Raw genomic sequence first — 16,318 nt, forward strand, 5'->3', positions numbered from 1 at the left:
CGGGGTGGGGAGGGGGTTGGGACTTCGCGCCCGGCGCCCTGTACTTTCTCGACCGTGCCCGCCACCAATAAGACCGTCACGCGATCCTTGCTGGTCACTTCCGCCACCCTGTTGTCCCTTTCGCTCACGGCCCCCGCCTTCGCGGATGCGAGCCCGTCGGCCACCCCGTCGGCCACCACCTCGCCGTCGGCCACACCCCCGGCGAACATGTCGACGGTGGGCGGCGAGCAGCTCGGCCAGGCCGGAACCCAGGTGAATCTGGGCACCGGCGCCCCCGTGCTCCCCAAGGACCTCAGCGCCCGCTCCTGGATCGTCTCCGACGCGGAGTCCGGCGAGGTCCTGGCCTCGCACAACGCGCACTGGCGACTGCCCCCGGCGAGCACCCTGAAGATGCTGTTCGCCGACACGCTGCTGCCGATGTTCCCGAAGACGACGGAGCACAAGGTCGTGCCCTCCGACCTGGCCGGCATCGGTTCCGGCTCCAGCATGGTGGGGATAAAGGAGGACGAGACGTACACGGTCCACGACCTGTGGCTCGGCGTCTTCCTTCGCTCGGGCAACGACGCCGTGCACGTCCTGTCGGCGATGAACAAGGGCGTCGACCAGACGGTCAAGGACATGCAGGCGCACGCCGAGGAGCTCCAGGCCCTCGACACGCACGTGGTCAGCCCCGACGGCTACGACGCGAAGGGCCAGGTGTCATCGGCGTACGACCTGACGCTGTTCGCCCGCTCCGGGCTGCAGAAGAAGGACTTCCGCGAGTACGCGTCGACGGTGTCGGCGAAGTTCCCGGGCGAGACGACGAAGGACAAGAAGGGCAAGACGACCCGCGGGTCCTTCGAGATCCAGAACACCAACCGGCTGCTCACCGGTGACAGCGACATCTCGCAGTACCAGGGCATCGCAGGTGTGAAGAACGGCAACACCACGAACGCGGGCGCCACCTTCACCGGCGTCGCCGAACGCGACGGCAAGGTGCTGCTGGTCACGGTCATGAACCCGGAGAAGGACGAGCACAACGAGGTCTACAAGGAAGCGGCCGCCCTCCTCGACTGGGGCTTCAAGGCGGCGGGCAAGGTCGAACCGGTGGGCGAGCTGGTGCCGCCGCAGGGCATCGACTCGAGCGCGCAGCCGGGCGCGAACGCGACCACTCCGGGCGCGAAGAGCTCGGGCGAGGCGTCCACGAAGCCGGTGGCCGCGTCGGCGGACGCGAGCGACGGTTCGAGCGGCGTGGGAATCGCCCTGGCCATCACGGGCGGCCTCCTCGTACTGATCGCGGCAGGCGGCTTCCTGGTCAACCGCCGCTGGCCGCTGCCGGACCTGATGCGCCGGCGCCGCTGACCCCTTCCTCAGCCTCCACCTCGGCCCCCTCCTCCGCCACATCGGGCTCATCCTCCGCGCTCTGCGTCGCCGTCCAGGCGGCGCAGAACAGCAGAAGCTTCGCGGTGAAGTTGATCCACAGCAGCAGCGCGATGGGCACCCCGAACGCCCCGTACATGCTCTTCGACGCGACCCCCTGCATATAGCTGCTGAGCAGCAGCTTGAGCAGCTCGAAACCGGCGGCGCCGATCACCGCTCCGACGACGAGCCGACGCCGCGGCGGCTCGACACCGGGCAGCAGCGTCAGGACGTACAGCAGGAGCAGGAAGTCGGCGAGTACGGCGACGGCGAACGCGGCGCCCTGCAGAAGGACCCCGCCCCAGCCGTCCTCGTCGATACCGATCTGCCGGGCCGTCCAGCCGACCGTCGTGGACGCGACGGTGGAGGCGGCGATGGTGACGAGCACGGCGCCACCGAGCCCGACGAGCACGCCCGCGTCCTTGAGCTTGGCCAGGAGGGGGTTCTCCTCCGGCTCCGGCAGCTCCCACACCGCCCGCAGGCACTCCCGCATCTGGCCGACCCAGCCGATGCCGGTGAACAGCAGAACGGCGCCCGCGATGAGGCCGATCGTGCCGGCGTTCTGGACCAGCGAGTTGATGTCGAGCTGGTCGGAGATGCCCGGCACCTGCTCGGCGAGCTTGTCCTGGAGCTCCTCCTGCTGCTCGCTGCTCAGCGTGGCGGCGGCGATCGCGGCGGCGACGGTGAGCAGCGGGAAGAGCGCGATGAAGCTGATGAAGGTCATCGCGGCGGCGAGCCGCGTCCACTTCACCCGGTCGAGCCGCTCGTACGACCGCCACGCGTGCGTGGCCATCAGACGGGCGACCAACGGTCCCACGCCGGGAAGCTTCTTCAACCAGTCCATGATCCGACTCTGCCCTCGCCTCGGAAAACCAATGTGCGGGTACCCCAAAACGCGGACCGGTGCCGTTGGCCGAGGCTCACCAGTTCGCCACCGCGAGCCCGTACATCGCCAGCCACACCACCCCGATGAGCGCGAGCGCACGGTCCCGGAGCACCACGTCCTCGGGCTCGCCCGCGGTTCCCCGGTCGGCGAAGACGGCGTACCGAAGAACGGCCAGGATGAAGGCGATCATCGACAGCTGCCGCCACGGCAGCACGCCGGTGCTGGGCACCCCGCCCTCCTCCAGGGCCCACAGGCAGTAGCCGAGGACGGCGACCCCGGCGGCCAGCTGCCAGACGAAGCGCAGGTAGCCGGTGGTGTACTCGGTGAGCAACGCGCGCGTGGCGCCCGCTTTCCCGGCCATCTGCACGGCTTCGGAGTAGCGCTTCGCCGAGACCATGAACAGAGCCCCGAAGCCGGTGGTGATCAGGAACCACCGCGAGAGCGGGATACCGAGCGCGAGCCCGCCGATCATCGCCCGCATCAGGAACCCGCTGGTGACGACGGCGAGGTCGACGACCAGGACGTGCTTGAGGCTGACGCAGTACGCCAGTTGCATCCCGATGTACGCGGTCAGCAGCGCGGGGACGACCGGCGGGCAGAGCCAGGCTGCGGCGGTCGGCGCGAGGACGGCAAGGGCGCCTCCGACGGCGTAGGCGACCGGGACGGGGACCTGGCCCGCGGCGACCGGGCGACGGCGCTTGACGGGGTGGGCGCGGTCGGCGGCGGCGTCCCTGGCGTCGTTGATCAGGTACACGGCGGCCGCGCAGGCCGTGAAGAGCACGAAGACGAGCGAGAGTTGGGTGAGCGCGTGCCGCGAGAAGAGCTGGCCCGCGGCGGCCGGCGCGGCCACGACGAGCACGTTCTTCACCCACTGGCGGGGGCGCGCGGTGATGAACAGCCCCCGAGCCAGGCGCGTAAGCCGCCCGAAGGGCGTGAGACTCTTCGCGCGCGCCGGAGCGAACGGCGCGCACTCCAGAAGCACAGTGCCGGCCACCCGCTCAGAACGCTCCACCCCCTCCACGCGCTCCGTGCGCTCCGCCCGCTCCGTGCGCTCCGTCACGACCGCCCCCCGATCCAGCGAGCACCGAGCCGAGCCGTCACGGCCCCCAGCGCAGCACCCGCGGCGACGTCCGAGGGGTAGTGCACGCCGACGACCATCCGCGACACGCACATCGCCGCAGCGACCGGCGGGATCGCACGCCCCCCGAGCGCCCCCAGCGCGCCGTACGCGACCGTCGCGGCCGCCGCCGAGGTGGCGTGCGAGCTGGGGAAGGAGTGCCGTCCGGCCGTACGCACCAGCGGCACCACATGTGCGGGGCGCGGACGGCGCACAATCCGTTTCACGCCCATGCTGACGGCGTGCGCGGTGGCCGTGAGCGCCGTCGCGCGCAACCACGCTCCGCGCCGCTCCCTGTCGACGGCCGCCCCCGCGATCCCCACGGCCAGCCACAGCGCGCCGTGCTCCCCGCTCCAGGACAGGGCGCGCGCGACGGCCGCTACACGGGAGTCGGCGCCGCACTCGTGGAGCGCCGACAGCAGCCGGTGGTCGATGCCGCCGGGCTCGCCACCAGCGTCATCGCGAGGGCTGCCGTCAACGTCATCGCGCAGGCTGCCGTCAACGTCGTCGCGCAGGCTGCCGTCAACGTCGTCGTCAAGTTCGTCCATGTGATCTCACTCTTCTAGGGAGCGACCGCAGAACTAAGACAATCTATGACGACATCCCATTAATCACCCATTTCGGTGAGGACCCATGAGGGTGGGAGAGGTCGGGACGTAATACCCCCTTACCGACGCTACGGTCACGGTCATGCCCGCCGACACCGTCTCCGTCACGGGTTGGGGCCGCACCGCCCCGACCCGCGCCCGCCTGGTCCGCCCGTGCAGCTACGAGGAGGCGGCGGCCGCCGTCCGTGAGTGCGGGGCACGCGGAGGCATCGCACGGGGCCTGGGACGGGCGTACGGGGACGCGGCACAGAACGCGGGCGGCGCGGTACTCGACATGACGGGCCTGGACCGGATCCACACCATCGACGCCGACGGCGGAACCGTGCTCTGCGACGCCGGAGTGAGTCTGCACCGGCTGATGGAAGTGCTGCTGCCGCTGGGCTGGTTCGTGCCGGTCACGCCCGGGACCCGCTATGTGACGGTCGGCGGCGCGATCGGCGCGGACATCCACGGCAAGAACCACCACGGATCGGGCTCGTTCGCCCGCCATGTGCTCTCCTTCGAGCTGCTGACCGCGGACGGCGAGATCCGCACGGTGGACCCCGGCACCCCGCTCTTCGACGCCACGTCGGGCGGCATGGGCCTCACCGGCGTGATCCTCAAGGCGACCGTCCGGCTCCAGCCCGTGGAGACCTCGCTGATGTCCGTCGACACGGAACGCGCGGCGGATCTCGACGACTTGATGACCCGCATCACCGCCACGGACCACCGCTACCGGTACTCGGTCGCCTGGATCGACCTCCTCGCGCGCGGAACGTCGATGGGGCGCTCGGTGCTGACCCGCGGCGACCACGCGCCGCTCGATTCCCTGCTCCCACGCGCGCGTAGACACCCATTGGCGTTCCGTCCCTCGCAGTTCCCCGCCGCACCCTCCTTCGTGCCGGAGGGGCTGCTCGGCCGCTCGACGGTCGGCCTCTTCAATGAGCTCTGGTACCGGAAGGCGCCACGCGCGCGTGCCGGTGAACTGCAGAAGATCTCCACCTTCTTCCACCCTCTCGACGGGGTCCCCCACTGGAACCGGATCTACGGGCGCGGTGGCTTCGTGCAGTACCAGTTCGTCGTCGGACACGGCCAGGAGGAGGCACTCCGGCGGATCGTCGAGAGGATCTCGGGGCACCGGTGCCCGTCCTTCCTCGCCGTTCTCAAACGCTTCGGAGAGGGCGATCCGGGCTGGCTGTCCTTCCCGATGCCCGGCTGGACCCTCGCCCTCGACATCCCGGCCGGGCTGCCCGGCCTCTCGGCATTCCTCGACGAGCTGGACGAGGAGGTCGCGGGGGCCGGCGGGCGCGTCTACCTCGCGAAGGACTCGCGGCTGCGGCCGGAGCTGCTGGGTGACATGTATCCACGACTGGCCGAGTTCCGTGCGCTGCGGGCCGAGTTGGATCCACGTGGGGTGTTCACGTCGGACCTGTCCCGTCGTCTCAATCTCCAGGAGTTGTCATGAAGGACGCCTTCGGTCTCCCCCAGTCCCTGCTGATCCTCGGCGGCACGTCCGAGATCGCGCTGGCCACCGCGCGCCGTCTGATCGCCCGGCGCACCCGGACGGTGTGGCTCGCGGGACGGCCCTCGCCCGCCCTGGAGCGGGCTGCCGAGCACCTGCGCGGGCTGGGCGCGGACGCCCGTACGGTCGCCTTCGACGCCCTCGACCCCGAGTCCCACGAGCCCCTGCTCGGCAAGGTCTTCGCCGAGGGCGACATCGACATGGTGCTGCTCGCGTTCGGCGTGCTCGGCGACCAGGCGCGGGACGAGCAGGATCCCGTGTCGGCGGTACGGGTCGCGCAAACCAACTACACGGGCGCGGTCTCGGCCGGCCTGGTGTGCGCGCGGGCACTCCAGGCCCAGGGGCACGGCTCCTTGGCGGTGCTGTCCTCCGTCGCGGGCGAGCGCGCCCGCCGCTCCAACTTCATCTACGGCTCCAGCAAGGCGGGCCTGGACGCCTTCGCGCAGGGCCTGGGCGACGCGCTGCACGGTACCGGCGTGCACGTGATGGTCGTACGCCCCGGGTTCGTCGTCACGAAGATGACGGCCGGTCTGGCGCAGGCGCCGCTGGCCACCACTCCCGAGGCGGTCGCGACGGCCATCGAGACGGGCCTGCGGCGGCGCTCGGAGACGGTGTGGGTGCCGGGCGCACTGCGGATCGCGATGTCGGCGCTGCGGCACGTACCGCGCCCGGTGTTCAGGCGGCTGCCGATCTAGGGTCTGTCCGGGGGCGCGCGGCGCGCCCGGTCAGAGCGCGGGCAAGGTGGTGTCGTGCTCCGCCGGCGCGCAGGCCTGCGGAGGCACCACCGCGCCGCCGAAGACGAACTCCCGCAGCTGGCGCCAGACCCCGTCCGCACCCTGTTCGTAGAGCGCGAACCCGCTGCACGGCCACGCGGCCCCGTACTCGGCGAGTTCCTCGTACGCCCGGTCCATCGCCTCGTCGTCGATGCCGTGCGCCACGGTGACGTGCGGGTGGTACGGGAACTGCAGCTCGCGCGCCACGGGCCCGGAGGCGTCCCTGACCTGCTTCTGCAGCCAGGTGCAGGCCTCGGCCCCCTCGACGACCCGTACGAACACGACGGGTGACAGCGGGCGGAAGGTGCCCGTCCCGGAGAGCCGCATCGGGAAGGGGCGCCCGGCGGCGGCGACCTCGACGAGGTGCGCCTCGATCGCGGGCAGCGCCGAGTCGTCGACCTCCGTCGGCGGCAGCAGGGTGACGTGCGTGGGGATGCCGGAAGCCGCGAGGTCACCGAAGCCCGCGCGCTGCTCCTGGAGCAGGCTGCCATGAGGCTCCGGGACCGCGATCGACACACCGATCGTTACGGTCCCCACGTCGTCTCCTGTCGTCGTATCGGTTCTTCTCGGTCCTCGCGGGCAGGGCAGGCCGCTCGGCTGGTACGGCTATCGACTGTACGGCGGTGCCGCCCGTTACCGGCTGTCGTACGGGTGTTGTGCTCGTCTCGTACTGGCTTTCGGACACGCTGTCGTCCTGGCCGCCGGGGCGGCCGCGGTCCGCAAGCCAGTACGGGTTGTCAGTGCTTGGCAGGCAGGAAGCCGACCCTGTCGTACGCCTGGGAGAGCGTCTCCCCGGCGACGGCACGCGCCTTCTCGGCACCCTTGGCCAGGATCGAGTCGAGCGTTTCCGGGTCGTCCAGATACTGCTGGGTGCGCTCCCGGAACGGCGTCACGAAGTCGACCATGACCTCGGCGAGGTCCGTCTTCAGCGCACCGTAGCCCTTGCCGGCGTACTTCTCCTCCAGTTCGGCGATACCGGTTCCTGTGAGGGTCGAGTAGATGGTCAGCAGGTTGCTGATACCCGGCTTCTGCTCGGTGTCGTACCTGATGACGGTGTCCGTGTCGGTGACCGCGCTCTTGATCTTCTTGGCCGTCGTCTTCGGGTCGTCGAGCAGGTTGATGAGGCCCTTCGGAGTGGACGCCGACTTGCTCATCTTGATCGACGGGTCCTGGAGATCAAAGATCTTCGCCGTCTCCTTGAGGATGTACGGCTTCGGAACCGTGAACGTCTGGCCGAAGCGGCCATTGAAGCGCTCGGCGAGGTCCCGCGTGAGCTCGATGTGCTGCCTCTGGTCCTCACCGACCGGGACCTCGTTGGCCTGGTACAGCAGGATGTCCGCGACCTGGAGGATCGGGTACGTGAAGAGGCCGACGGAAGCACGGTCGGCACCCTGCTTCGCGGACTTGTCCTTGAACTGGGTCATGCGGCTCGCCTCGCCGAAACCGGTGAGGCAGTTCATGACCCAGGCGAGCTGGGCGTGCTCGGGGACGTGGCTCTGGACGAAGAGCGTGCAGCGGTCCGCGTCGAGCCCCGCGGCGAGCAGCTGCGCGGCGGCGAGCCGGGTGTTCGCGCGCAGGTCCGCGGGGTCCTGCGGGAGGGTGATCGCGTGCAGGTCGACGACCATGTAGAAGGCGTCGTGGGACTCCTGCAGAGCCACCCACTGGCGGACCGCGCCGAGGTAGTTGCCGAGGTGGAACGAGCCTGCGGTGGGCTGGATTCCGGAGAGCACGCGGGGACGATCAGAGGCCATGCCCTCATTCTCTCAAGTGTCTCTCATTGCTCGGGAACAGGTGGGAACCGATTGGGCCCGGGCGGTGTAACAAGAGTGTGAGGACGCGGGAGGGGGGCCGCATCGTCGTCGACGAGGCCGTGGTGATCGCACGGGTACGCGCCGGAGACCCGGAGGCGTACGCGGAGCTGGTGCGCGCCCACACGGGCATCGCGATCAGGGCGGCCAAGGCGCTGGGGGCGGGTGCGGACGCGGAGGACGTGGTGCAGCAGGCCTTCATCAAGGCCTACTGCTCGCTGGGGCGCTTTCGGGACGGCGCGGCGTTCAAGCCGTGGCTGCTGTCGATCGTCGCCAATGAGACGAGGAACACAGTGCGGACGGCGGTGCGCCAGCGGACGCTGGCCGGCCGTGAGGCCGCACTGGTGGAAGCGGAGCCGCTGATACCGGAATCGGCGGACCCGGCGGCCGCGGCCCTGGAGATAGAGCGCCGCGCGGCACTGCTGGCCGCCCTGGACCAGTTGAGCGAGGACCACCGGCTCGTCGTCACCTACCGCTACCTGCTGGAGATGGACGAACCGGAGACGGCTCAGGCCCTGGGCTGGCCACGCGGCACGGTGAAGTCACGGCTCAACCGCGCCCTGCGGAAGCTGGGGCGACTGCTGCCGGATTTCGAGCCTGGAGGTGCCGGCGGGTCCCGGGAAGGTGAGGGATCCCGAAAGGGTGTGGAATCCCGGGGGCGTGTGGAGTCACGGGAAGGTGAGAGGTCTCGGGATCGTCAGGAGTCCCGGGAAGGAGGTGATGAGCATGAGTGAGCCGTACGAGCCCGGGGGCGCGGGGTCCTCCGGCGACCGGGATCGGCGTGGGCGTGAAGGTGTCTCGCGGCTGCCCGATGAGCTGCGGGCGCTCGGGCGCTCGCTGGACGAGCCGGGGGTGGCCGGGAGCGAGTCGATGGTCGAGCGGGTGCTGGAGCAGATACTCGCCGGGCAGGTGCCGATCCCGGTCGCCGAGCCTCCAGGGCGCGGCGAGCGGCTCCGTGGGGTGCGCCGCTGGGCGCGGGTGCGCTGGCGCGCGCTGACCGCGGGGCTGTGCGGGCTGCTGACGGTCCTAGTGCTCACGCCTCCGGTGCGCGCCGCGGTCACGGACTGGTTCGGCTTCGGCGGGGTCGAGGTGCGGTACGACCCTTCGGCGGTGCCCTCGCCCGGTGCCGAGGTGCCCGGCTGCGACGGCACCTCGGTCACACTCGCCGAGGCCGAGCGGCGTGCGGGCTTCGCACCACTCGTGCCCCCTGCCCTGGGGACGCCGGGGGCGGTGGTGGTGACGCGTGAGCCGAAGGGGCGATTCCTGGTGACCCTGTGCTGGCGCGAGCAGGGGCACACGGTCCGGCTCGACGAGTTCGCGGCCCAACTCGACCCGATGTTCACCAAGATGGTGCGGGAGCAGCCGGAGTATGTGCCCCTGGGCGCGAGCACGGACTACGCGAATCAGGCGCTGTGGTTCCCCAGGCCCCATCTCCTTGAGCTCTGGCTGGTGGACGAGCACGGCGACCGGTTCACCCGCTCCCAGCGGACCGCCGGACCGACTCTGCTCTGGATGCACGGGGGTGACACGACCCTTCGGCTGGAGGGCGTCGCGTCCAGGTCGCGGGCGGTGGAGATCGCCAAGTCCGTCAACCGGTCCGGGAATTAGGACCTGTCCGGCCGATCACGGTGGAGGGAAGCCGCGGTGCCTTGATGGTGCCGGTGAGCGGGGTGTGGTGCGTGCAGCTGCAAGGCGGAGGAGGGAGTCGACGCGGAGCGTCGGTGACCGACGACAACGCCGCAGATGTGCGTGCCACACCCCGCGTCTCCGCCGGGATCGGCCGGACAGGTCCTAGTCGAGGAACTGGTCCGGGCGGAATGGGAACCCCGGCGGGTCGAGCGGTGTACCAGAAGTGACACGCGGCGTGTGGGCGGCCGCACATTGCTCGACTGGCTGGTTGGGGGTTCGGATGCGCAGGATTCGTGAACTGGTCGCGGCGCCGGGAGCGTTGGCGATGGCCGTTGCCGTGGTGCTGCTGAGTGCGCCGGCTGCGACGGCAGGCGGCCCGACGAGTGTGCTGGTGGTCTCGCCGGAGAGCGAGGAGAGCGCGGCGCTGTACTACTCGGACAAGGAGTACGGGGAGTTGCAGAGCCTGCTCGGCGAGCCGGGCAGAGGCACACCCGAGGAGCCGCCTGGGCTGGGTGTGGGCAGCGGCCGTCAGATCAATGTCACGTGGCTGGTCCATGACGTGTCGCCTTGGCGGGTCGACCGCGTGTATCCGGACACGGCAGGGGGCGGGGACGTCTGGATACACACGGCGACCAACGTGCCGAAGTCCATGAACGGCTTCTGGCACAAGGCCGGGCAACCGGACGAGGTGCGCACTCTGTTCAAGAAACTCGGAGTGCTCGGCAAGCCGGCGGGCGAGGGATCCGGGGCCGCCGACTATCCGGCGCCGTGGCAGATGACGGAGGACGCCTCAGCCTCACCTGCACCCGCGCCCGCCGAGCAGTCCGGCACGACGGCAGCCGCGACGACGGGCGACGGCACGGACTGGTGGTGGGCGATACCGGGAGTCGCGGCCGGAGCGGTGCTGGCGCTGGTGCTGCGGCCGATTCTCCCGGGGATGGCACGTCGGCTGTCACCGGCCCGCCGACGCGAGGAGCGCGAGGAGCGGGAGCCGGGCCCGCGGCAGGAGCTGATCGACTTGTGAGGCTCGCGAGCCCGTGAGGCCACTGAGGCCCCTGAGGCTCGCGGACCCTCTGACGACCAGCCCCGGGCGCGAGGTCAGCCGAGGTCGATCTCCGGGTAGAGCGGGAAGCCGGTGAGCAGGTCGGTGGCCCGGTGGGAGATCTCGTCGGAGATCTTCGGGTCCAGGATGTGCTGGGCCTTGGACGGCTTGCCCTTGGCGGTGGTGCCGGCCTCGGCTGCGGTGAGGACGCGGTCGATCAGGCCCGCGATCTCGTCCATCTCGGTCGTGCCCAGACCACGGGTGGTGAGCGCGGGCGTGCCGATGCGGATACCGGAGGTGTACCAGGCGCCGTTGGGGTCGGCGGGGATGGCGTTGCGGTTGGTGACGATGCCCGAGTCGAGGAGGGCGGTCTCGGCCTGACGGCCGGTGAGGCCGTAGGAGGAGGCGACGTCGATCAGGTTCAGGTGGTTGTCGGTGCCGCCGGTGACCAGGGTGGCGCCGCGGCGCATCAGGCCCTCGGCGAGGGCGCGGGCGTTGTCGACGACGGCCTGGGCGTAGTCGCGGAACTCGGGGCGACGGGCCTCGGCGAGTGCGACGGCCTTGGCGGCCATGACATGCGGAAGGGGGCCACCGAGGACCATCGGGCAGCCGCGGTCGACCTGCTCGGCGAGGGTCTCGTCGCACAGCACCATGCCGCCGCGCGGGCCGCGCAGTGACTTGTGTGTGGTGGTGGTGACGATCTGGGCGTGCGGAACCGGGTCGAAGTCGCCGGTGAGGACCTTGCCTGCGACGAGGCCGGCGAAGTGGGCCATGTCGACCATCAGCGTGGCGCCGACCTCGTCCGCGATCTCCCGCATGATGCGGAAGTTCACCAGGCGGGGGTAGGCGGAGTAGCCGGCGACGATGATCAGGGGCTTGAACTCACGGGCGGAGGTGCGCAGGGCCTCGTAGTCGATGAGGCCGGTGGCGGGGTCGGTGCCGTAGGAGCGCTGGTCGAACATCTTGCCGGAGATGTTCGGACGGAAGCCGTGGGTGAGGTGGCCGCCGGCGTCCAGGGACATGCCGAGCATGCGCTGGTTGCCGAGGTCGCGGCGGAGCTGGGCCCAGTCGGCGTCGGTGAGGTCGTTGACGTTGCGGACGCCGGCCCGCTCCAGGGCGGGGGCCTCGACGCGCTGGGCGAGGACGGCCCAGAAGGCGACGAGGTTGGCGTCGATGCCGGAGTGCGGCTGGGCGTAGGCGTGCTCGGCGCCGAAGAGTTCGCGGGCGTGCTCGGCGGCGAGGGCTTCGACGGTGTCGACGTTGCGACAGCCGGCGTAGAAGCGGCGGCCGACGGTGCCCTCGGCGTACTTGTCGCTGAACCAGTTGCCCATGGCCAGGAGGGTGGCCGGGGAGGCGTAGTTCTCGGAGGCGATCAGTTTGAGCATGTCGCGCTGGTCGGCGATTTCCTGGCCGATGGCGTCGGCGACCCGGGGCTCCACGGCCCGGATCACGTCAAGGGCGCTGCGGAAGGCGGTGGACTCGGTGGAAAGGGGCTGCTCTGGCATGTCGGCCTCCGGACGGCGTGGCGTATTGCGTTCACGATTCACGGTTCGGCCCAGGCGCACGGCACTCACAATCCGAGCCGCTCCCCGATGGTCGGTCCCATCCCAGCGCGCCAGTCACGGCTCGCCGGTCAGCCTACCGGGCGCGCCGGATCACAGGGGGCCCTGGTCCACCATGCGAGCGACGATAGGAATAGGCCACCAGTCGGCCCCCATTCCCCTGTGCTGTAGGAAACGGAGACCCCGTGAGTACTACGGAGACCACGCGGGCGTACATCGCCGCGGCCGACGCGCACAGTGCGCACAACTACCACCCCCTGCCGGTCGTCGTGGCGACGGCGGACGGGGCGTGGATGACGGATGTCGAGGGGCGCCGCTTCCTCGACCTGCTCGCCGGATACTCGGCGCTGAATTTCGGACATGGCAACCGGCGGTTGCTCGACGCGGCGAGAGCGCAGCTGGAGCGGGTGACGCTGACTTCGCGGGCGTTCCATCACGACCGGTTCGCCGAGTTCTGCGCGCAGCTGGCGGAGCTGTGCGGCATGGAGATGGTGCTGCCGATGAACACGGGCGCGGAGGCGGTGGAGACGGCTGTGAAGACGGCCCGGAAGTGGGGGTACCGGGTCAAGGGGGTTCCGGACGGGGCGGCGAGGATCGTCGTGGCGAGCGACAACTTCCACGGCCGTACGACGACGATCATCAGCTTCTCCACGGACGTGGAGGCCCGGGCGGATTTCGGCCCGTACACGCCGGGCTTCGACATCGTGCCGTACGGGGATCTGGCGGCGCTGCGGGAGGCGGTCACCGAGGAGACGGTCGCGGTGCTCCTTGAGCCGATCCAGGGGGAGGCGGGGGTGCTGGTGCCGCCGGAGGGCTACCTCCAGGGGGTGCGGGAGGTGACGCGTGAGCGGAACGTGCTGTTCATCGCGGACGAGATCCAGTCGGGCCTCGGGCGGACCGGCCGGACCTTCGCCTGTGAGCACGAGGGGGTCGTGCCCGATGTGTATGTGCTGGGCAAGGCGCTCGGGGGCGGGGTCGTCCCGGTGTCCGCGGTGGTGTCCTCGGCCGAGGTGCTCGGGGTGTTCCGGCCCGGTGAGCACGGGTCGACGTTCGGGGGGAATCCGCTGGCCTGTGCGGTGGCGCTCGAGGTGATCGCGATGCTGCGGTCGGGCGAGTACCAGCGGCGGGCCGCCGAGCTGGGCGATCATCTGCACCGCGAGCTGGGGCTGTTGACGGGCACGGGCCATGTGACACAGGTGCGCGGGCGCGGGCTGTGGGCGGGCGTCGACATCGCCCCGGCGTACGGCACGGGCCGGGAGATCTCCGAGAAGCTGATGGACCGGGGTGTCCTGGTCAAGGACACCCACGGGGCCACCATTCGGATCGCCCCACCCCTGGTCATCAGCAAGGAGGACCTGGACTGGGGGCTCGCCCAGCTCCGCGCGGTACTGGGGGCCTAGATCCGGCTAAAGGATCACGTGGGGCAGGAAGCGGGCGTATTCGTCCGTGATCAGGCCGGTGGACTCGCGGATGCCGAGGCCGGCCGACTCGTCCTCGACGACCCAGGCGCCGAGGACGACACGGTTGCCGTCGAAGGAAGGAAGAGGGGCCAATTCCTGGTAGCAGCAGGGTTCTTCACGGGCGACGGATGAGGCGACGGGTGAGGCGCCGGGCTGGTGGACCGTCACGCCCGCGCCCTCGCGGCCGAGGAGGGGCTTGGCGACGTAGCCCGTCGTCGTCGCCAGTTCGCGGGGGCCGTCGAGGTAGGAGGGGAGGAGGTTGGGGTGTCCCGGGTAGAGCTCCCAGAGGATGGCGAGGAGGGCCTTGTTGGAGAGGAGCATCTTCCAGGCGGGCTCGATCCACAGCGTGGTACCCGTGCCGCCGCCGTTGTCGAGGGTGTCCAGGACGTGGTCGGCGAAGCGGTCGGTGGTGAGCCATTCCCAGGGGTAGAGCTTGAAGCAGCTGCGGATGAAACGGAGTTGGTTGTCGACGAAGCGGCCGGAGAGGGGGTCCCAGCCGATCTCCTCCACCGGGATCCAGTCCGTGTCAAGTCCGGCCTGTTCGGCGGTCTCCTTGAGATAGGCGACCGTCATGAGGTCCTCGCCGAGTTCGTCGGCGGCGGAGTGGGCGAAGTGGAGGGGGCTGCCCGGCGGGAGGAGGGCGGCGTGCTTCTTCCAGGCGGCGACGAGGCGTTCGTGGAGGGAGTTCCACTGGTCGGCGCCCGGGAACCGGTCCTCCATCCAGAACCACTGGGGGCTGGCCGCCTCGACGAGCGACGTCGGGGTGTCGGCGTTGTACTCCAGGAGCTTGGCGGGACCCGTGCCGTCGTAGCGGAGGTCGAAGCGGCCGTAGACGGAGGGGAGTTCGGCTCGTCGGTGCCAGGCTTCGGCGACCGCTCCCGCGACGCGCGGGTCGGTGATACCGAGGTCGGCGAAGCGGTCCCGCTCGACGATGTGCTCGGCCGCGACCAGGCACATGCGGTGCAGTTCCTCGACGACCTCCTCCAGCGCCTCGACCTCGGGGAGCGAGAAGGCGTAGTACGCGCTCTCGTCCCAGTAGGGGCGCAGGGAGTCGTCGGGGTAGCGGGTGAGCGGGTAGATCAGGCCCTGTTGCTCGACGGTCTGCTGCCAGCCGTCGCGGGGCTCGATGGTTCGGCGTTCCATGGCGTACGTCTTCGATCGGGATCCGTGTCGCTCAGCCGCCGGAGCTTCCCTTGCCGCTGCCGCTGTCACTTCCGAGGCCGCCCCGGTCGACGCCGCTGCCGCCGCTGCCCGAACCGCTGCCCGAGCCCGACTTGGTGAAGGAGCCGCCCTTGACCCAGCCGCTCTTCTTCTTGCCGCCGTAGTAGTAGCTGCCGTTGACGGAGGTGGTGGTCTTGCAGTTCTTGTCGGCTACGACCTCGTAGCCCTTGGTGGCGGTGTAGCTGTCGCGGTCGACGCAGCGCTTGTCGGGGTCCGAGGAGCAGGCGGTCAGTGCCACCGCGAGGAGTCCCATGCCGCCGAGCACGACCGTGCCCGAGCGCAGTTGCCGTCGTGAATCCGCCATGTCCGTGCCCCCGTTGTCCTGCTCAGATGTCCTGCTCAGATGCTCTTCAGCGACCAGATTAAAGATCGACTTCGGTGGCCGTCCATTGACCCCCTTGGGTAATCCCTCCCCCGGGGACACTTACAGTCACTTCGTGCTCTTTGGAATGATCTGCGCCCTCGGTGCGGCGGTCTGCTTCGGTACGGCGACGGTGTTGCAGGCGATGGCCGCGCGCGAGGCGGCGTCCGCCGGTGGCGGGACGGGCGACGGCGGGACGGGCGGCGGGGCCGGTGCGGATGCCGCGTTGCTCCTGCGGGCGGTGCGGCAGTGGCGGTATCTCGTGGGGCTCGCGCTCGACGGGGTCGGGTTCCTGCTCCAGATCGTGGCGCTGCGGTCGCTGCCCATCTACGCGGTGGGGGCCGCGCTCGCCGCGAGCCTGGCGGTGACGGCGGTGGTCGCGGCGCGGCTGCTGCATGTGCGGCTGAGCCGGGTCGAGTGGGGTGCGGTGGGGGTGGTGTGTGCGGGGCTCGCCATGTTGGGGCTGGCGTCGGGGGCCGAGGGGGACCGGGCGGGGTCCATCGCGCTGAAGTACGCGATGTTGGGGACCGCGGTGGGCGTGCTGCTGCTGGGGGCGGCGGGTGGGCGCTTGCCCGAGCGGGGGCGGGCGCTCGTCCTGGGGCTCGGGGCCGGGTTCGGGTTCGGGGTGGTTGAGGTGGCGGTGCGGCTTGTCGACGACCTTGCGGTCGGGTCCCTGCTTCGCAATCCGGCGACGTACGCGCTTCTCGTCGGTGGGGGTGCGGCGTTTCTTCTTCTCACGTCCGCCTTGCAGCGGGGGTCGGTGACCGTGGCCACTGCCGGGATGGTCGTTGGGGAGACCGTCGGGCCCGCGGTGGTGGGGGTGGTGTGGCTGGGGGATCGTACGCGGGAGGGGTTGGAGTGGCTGGCGGTGCTCGGGTTTGTGGTTGCGGTGCTGGGGGCGTTGGCGCTGGCGCGGTTCGGGGAGGCGCCGGAGGGGGGTGCGTAGTGTTTT

16 protein-coding genes and 1 riboswitch are annotated in these 16,318 nt (G+C 70.5%); of the genes, 8 read left to right on the forward strand and 8 right to left on the reverse strand.

The genetic code is table 11. The annotated features are described in order from the left end of the window. The first annotated feature begins 54 nt into the window (after positions 1-54). A complete protein-coding gene (locus OG246_RS03405) occupies positions 55-1,341 on the forward strand; it encodes a D-alanyl-D-alanine carboxypeptidase (protein WP_323178275.1) in 1,287 nt (428 codons plus the stop codon). Here the strand turns inward: OG246_RS03405 and OG246_RS03410 are convergent. From OG246_RS03410 to OG246_RS03420, 3 genes are all read right to left on the reverse strand, one after another. After that, a complete protein-coding gene (locus OG246_RS03410) occupies positions 1,295-2,242 on the reverse strand; it encodes a YihY/virulence factor BrkB family protein (RefSeq protein WP_266455601.1) in 948 nt (315 codons plus the stop codon). The two genes, OG246_RS03405 and OG246_RS03410, sit on opposite strands and share 47 nt — an antisense overlap. Positions 2,243-2,318: 76 nt before the next feature. Beyond that, the gene (locus tag OG246_RS03415; protein ID WP_266463829.1) at positions 2,319-3,194 is read right to left on the reverse strand and encodes a decaprenyl-phosphate phosphoribosyltransferase; all 876 of its coding nucleotides are present in this window, start codon (positions 3,192-3,194) and stop codon (positions 2,319-2,321) included. A gap of 146 nt (positions 3,195-3,340) precedes the next feature. Further along, a complete protein-coding gene (locus OG246_RS03420) occupies positions 3,341-3,949 on the reverse strand; it encodes a phosphatase PAP2 family protein (RefSeq protein WP_266455603.1) in 609 nt (202 codons plus the stop codon). A gap of 142 nt (positions 3,950-4,091) precedes the next feature. On the opposite strand from OG246_RS03420, the gene OG246_RS03425 reads away from it, so the two are divergent. Further along, positions 4,092-5,453, forward strand: coding sequence for an FAD-binding oxidoreductase (locus OG246_RS03425; protein WP_266455605.1), 1,362 nt, complete (start codon positions 4,092-4,094; stop codon positions 5,451-5,453). Next, positions 5,450-6,205 (forward strand): decaprenylphospho-beta-D-erythro-pentofuranosid-2-ulose 2-reductase, encoded by a 756-nt coding sequence (locus tag OG246_RS03430; RefSeq protein WP_266455608.1) that lies wholly within the window; start codon positions 5,450-5,452, stop codon positions 6,203-6,205. Before OG246_RS03425 ends, OG246_RS03430 begins: the two co-directional genes overlap by 4 nt. A gap of 30 nt (positions 6,206-6,235) precedes the next feature. Here OG246_RS03430 and OG246_RS03435 read toward each other — a convergent pair whose 3' ends face one another. Further along, positions 6,236-6,820, reverse strand: a complete 585-nt coding sequence (locus OG246_RS03435) for a 2'-5' RNA ligase family protein (RefSeq protein ID WP_266455611.1) — start codon at positions 6,818-6,820, stop codon at positions 6,236-6,238. Positions 6,821-7,020: 200 nt separating this feature from the next. Beyond that, positions 7,021-8,034: a tryptophan--tRNA ligase gene (trpS, locus tag OG246_RS03440; protein WP_266455613.1), complete on the reverse strand. Its 1,014-nt coding sequence runs from the start codon at positions 8,032-8,034 to the stop codon at positions 7,021-7,023. A 77-nt stretch (positions 8,035-8,111) separates the two neighbouring features. Between trpS and OG246_RS03445 the strand changes: the two genes are divergently transcribed. The 3 genes from OG246_RS03445 (at position 8,112) to OG246_RS03455 (ending at position 10,744) form a co-directional block, all read left to right on the forward strand. Then, positions 8,112-8,825 carry an RNA polymerase sigma factor gene (locus OG246_RS03445; protein ID WP_266455616.1) on the forward strand — a complete coding sequence of 238 codons (714 nt, stop codon included), beginning with the start codon at positions 8,112-8,114 and terminating at the stop codon, positions 8,823-8,825. Further along, entirely contained in the window at positions 8,818-9,699 is an 882-nt protein-coding gene (locus OG246_RS03450; RefSeq protein ID WP_266455618.1) for a hypothetical protein, read from the forward strand. The genes OG246_RS03445 and OG246_RS03450 overlap by 8 nt, the downstream gene beginning before the upstream one ends. A gap of 301 nt (positions 9,700-10,000) precedes the next feature. Further along, positions 10,001-10,744 (forward strand): hypothetical protein, encoded by a 744-nt coding sequence (locus OG246_RS03455; RefSeq protein ID WP_266455621.1) that lies wholly within the window; start codon positions 10,001-10,003, stop codon positions 10,742-10,744. A 74-nt stretch (positions 10,745-10,818) separates the two neighbouring features. On the opposite strand, the gene OG246_RS03460 is transcribed toward OG246_RS03455, so the two are convergent. Next, positions 10,819-12,267 carry a glycine hydroxymethyltransferase gene (locus tag OG246_RS03460; RefSeq protein ID WP_266455623.1) on the reverse strand — a complete coding sequence of 483 codons (1,449 nt, stop codon included), beginning with the start codon at positions 12,265-12,267 and terminating at the stop codon, positions 10,819-10,821. Positions 12,268-12,308: 41 nt separating this feature from the next. After that, positions 12,309-12,395, reverse strand: a riboswitch (ZMP/ZTP riboswitch). A 114-nt stretch (positions 12,396-12,509) separates the two neighbouring features. Between OG246_RS03460 and rocD the strand changes: the two genes are divergently transcribed. Then, entirely contained in the window at positions 12,510-13,724 is a 1,215-nt protein-coding gene (gene rocD / locus OG246_RS03465) for an ornithine--oxo-acid transaminase (RefSeq protein WP_266455625.1), read from the forward strand. A 6-nt stretch (positions 13,725-13,730) separates the two neighbouring features. Here the strand turns inward: rocD and OG246_RS03470 are convergent, their stop codons facing one another. Together OG246_RS03470 and OG246_RS03475 are read right to left on the reverse strand one after the other, a co-directional pair. Further along, positions 13,731-14,927, reverse strand: a complete 1,197-nt coding sequence (locus OG246_RS03470) for a glutathionylspermidine synthase family protein (RefSeq protein ID WP_266455627.1) — start codon at positions 14,925-14,927, stop codon at positions 13,731-13,733. Between the two features lie 31 nt (positions 14,928-14,958). Next, entirely contained in the window at positions 14,959-15,309 is a 351-nt protein-coding gene (locus OG246_RS03475; protein WP_266455630.1) for a hypothetical protein, read from the reverse strand. 145 nt (positions 15,310-15,454) lie between these two features. On the opposite strand from OG246_RS03475, the gene OG246_RS03480 reads away from it, so the two are divergent. Continuing rightward, positions 15,455-16,312 (forward strand): hypothetical protein, encoded by an 858-nt coding sequence (locus tag OG246_RS03480; protein WP_266463832.1) that lies wholly within the window; start codon positions 15,455-15,457, stop codon positions 16,310-16,312. Positions 16,313-16,318: the final 6 nt, after the last annotated feature.

The sequence above is a fragment of the Streptomyces sp. NBC_00620 genome, assembly GCF_026341825.1.
Taxonomy (GTDB): domain Bacteria; phylum Actinomycetota; class Actinomycetes; order Streptomycetales; family Streptomycetaceae; genus Streptomyces.

Bases quoted from the DNA above. Each gene is read 5' to 3' on its own strand.
- OG246_RS03410 (WP_266455601.1), bottom strand. From the start codon at position 2,242: ATGGACTGGTTGAAGAAGCTTCCCGGCGTGGGACCGTTGGTCGCCCGT.
- OG246_RS03420 (WP_266455603.1), bottom strand. From the start codon at position 3,949: ATGGACGAACTTGACGACGACGTTGACGGCAGCCTGCGCGACGACGTT.
- OG246_RS03425 (WP_266455605.1), top strand. From the start codon at position 4,092: ATGCCCGCCGACACCGTCTCCGTCACGGGTTGGGGCCGCACCGCCCCG.
- OG246_RS03430 (WP_266455608.1), top strand. From the start codon at position 5,450: ATGAAGGACGCCTTCGGTCTCCCCCAGTCCCTGCTGATCCTCGGCGGC.
- trpS (WP_266455613.1), bottom strand. From the start codon at position 8,034: ATGGCCTCTGATCGTCCCCGCGTGCTCTCCGGAATCCAGCCCACCGCA.
- OG246_RS03450 (WP_266455618.1), top strand. From the start codon at position 8,818: ATGAGTGAGCCGTACGAGCCCGGGGGCGCGGGGTCCTCCGGCGACCGG.
- OG246_RS03455 (WP_266455621.1), top strand. From the start codon at position 10,001: ATGCGCAGGATTCGTGAACTGGTCGCGGCGCCGGGAGCGTTGGCGATG.
- OG246_RS03460 (WP_266455623.1), bottom strand. From the start codon at position 12,267: ATGCCAGAGCAGCCCCTTTCCACCGAGTCCACCGCCTTCCGCAGCGCC.
- OG246_RS03470 (WP_266455627.1), bottom strand. From the start codon at position 14,927: ATGGAACGCCGAACCATCGAGCCCCGCGACGGCTGGCAGCAGACCGTC.
- OG246_RS03475 (WP_266455630.1), bottom strand. From the start codon at position 15,309: ATGGCGGATTCACGACGGCAACTGCGCTCGGGCACGGTCGTGCTCGGC.
- OG246_RS03480 (WP_266463832.1), top strand. From the start codon at position 15,455: ATGATCTGCGCCCTCGGTGCGGCGGTCTGCTTCGGTACGGCGACGGTG.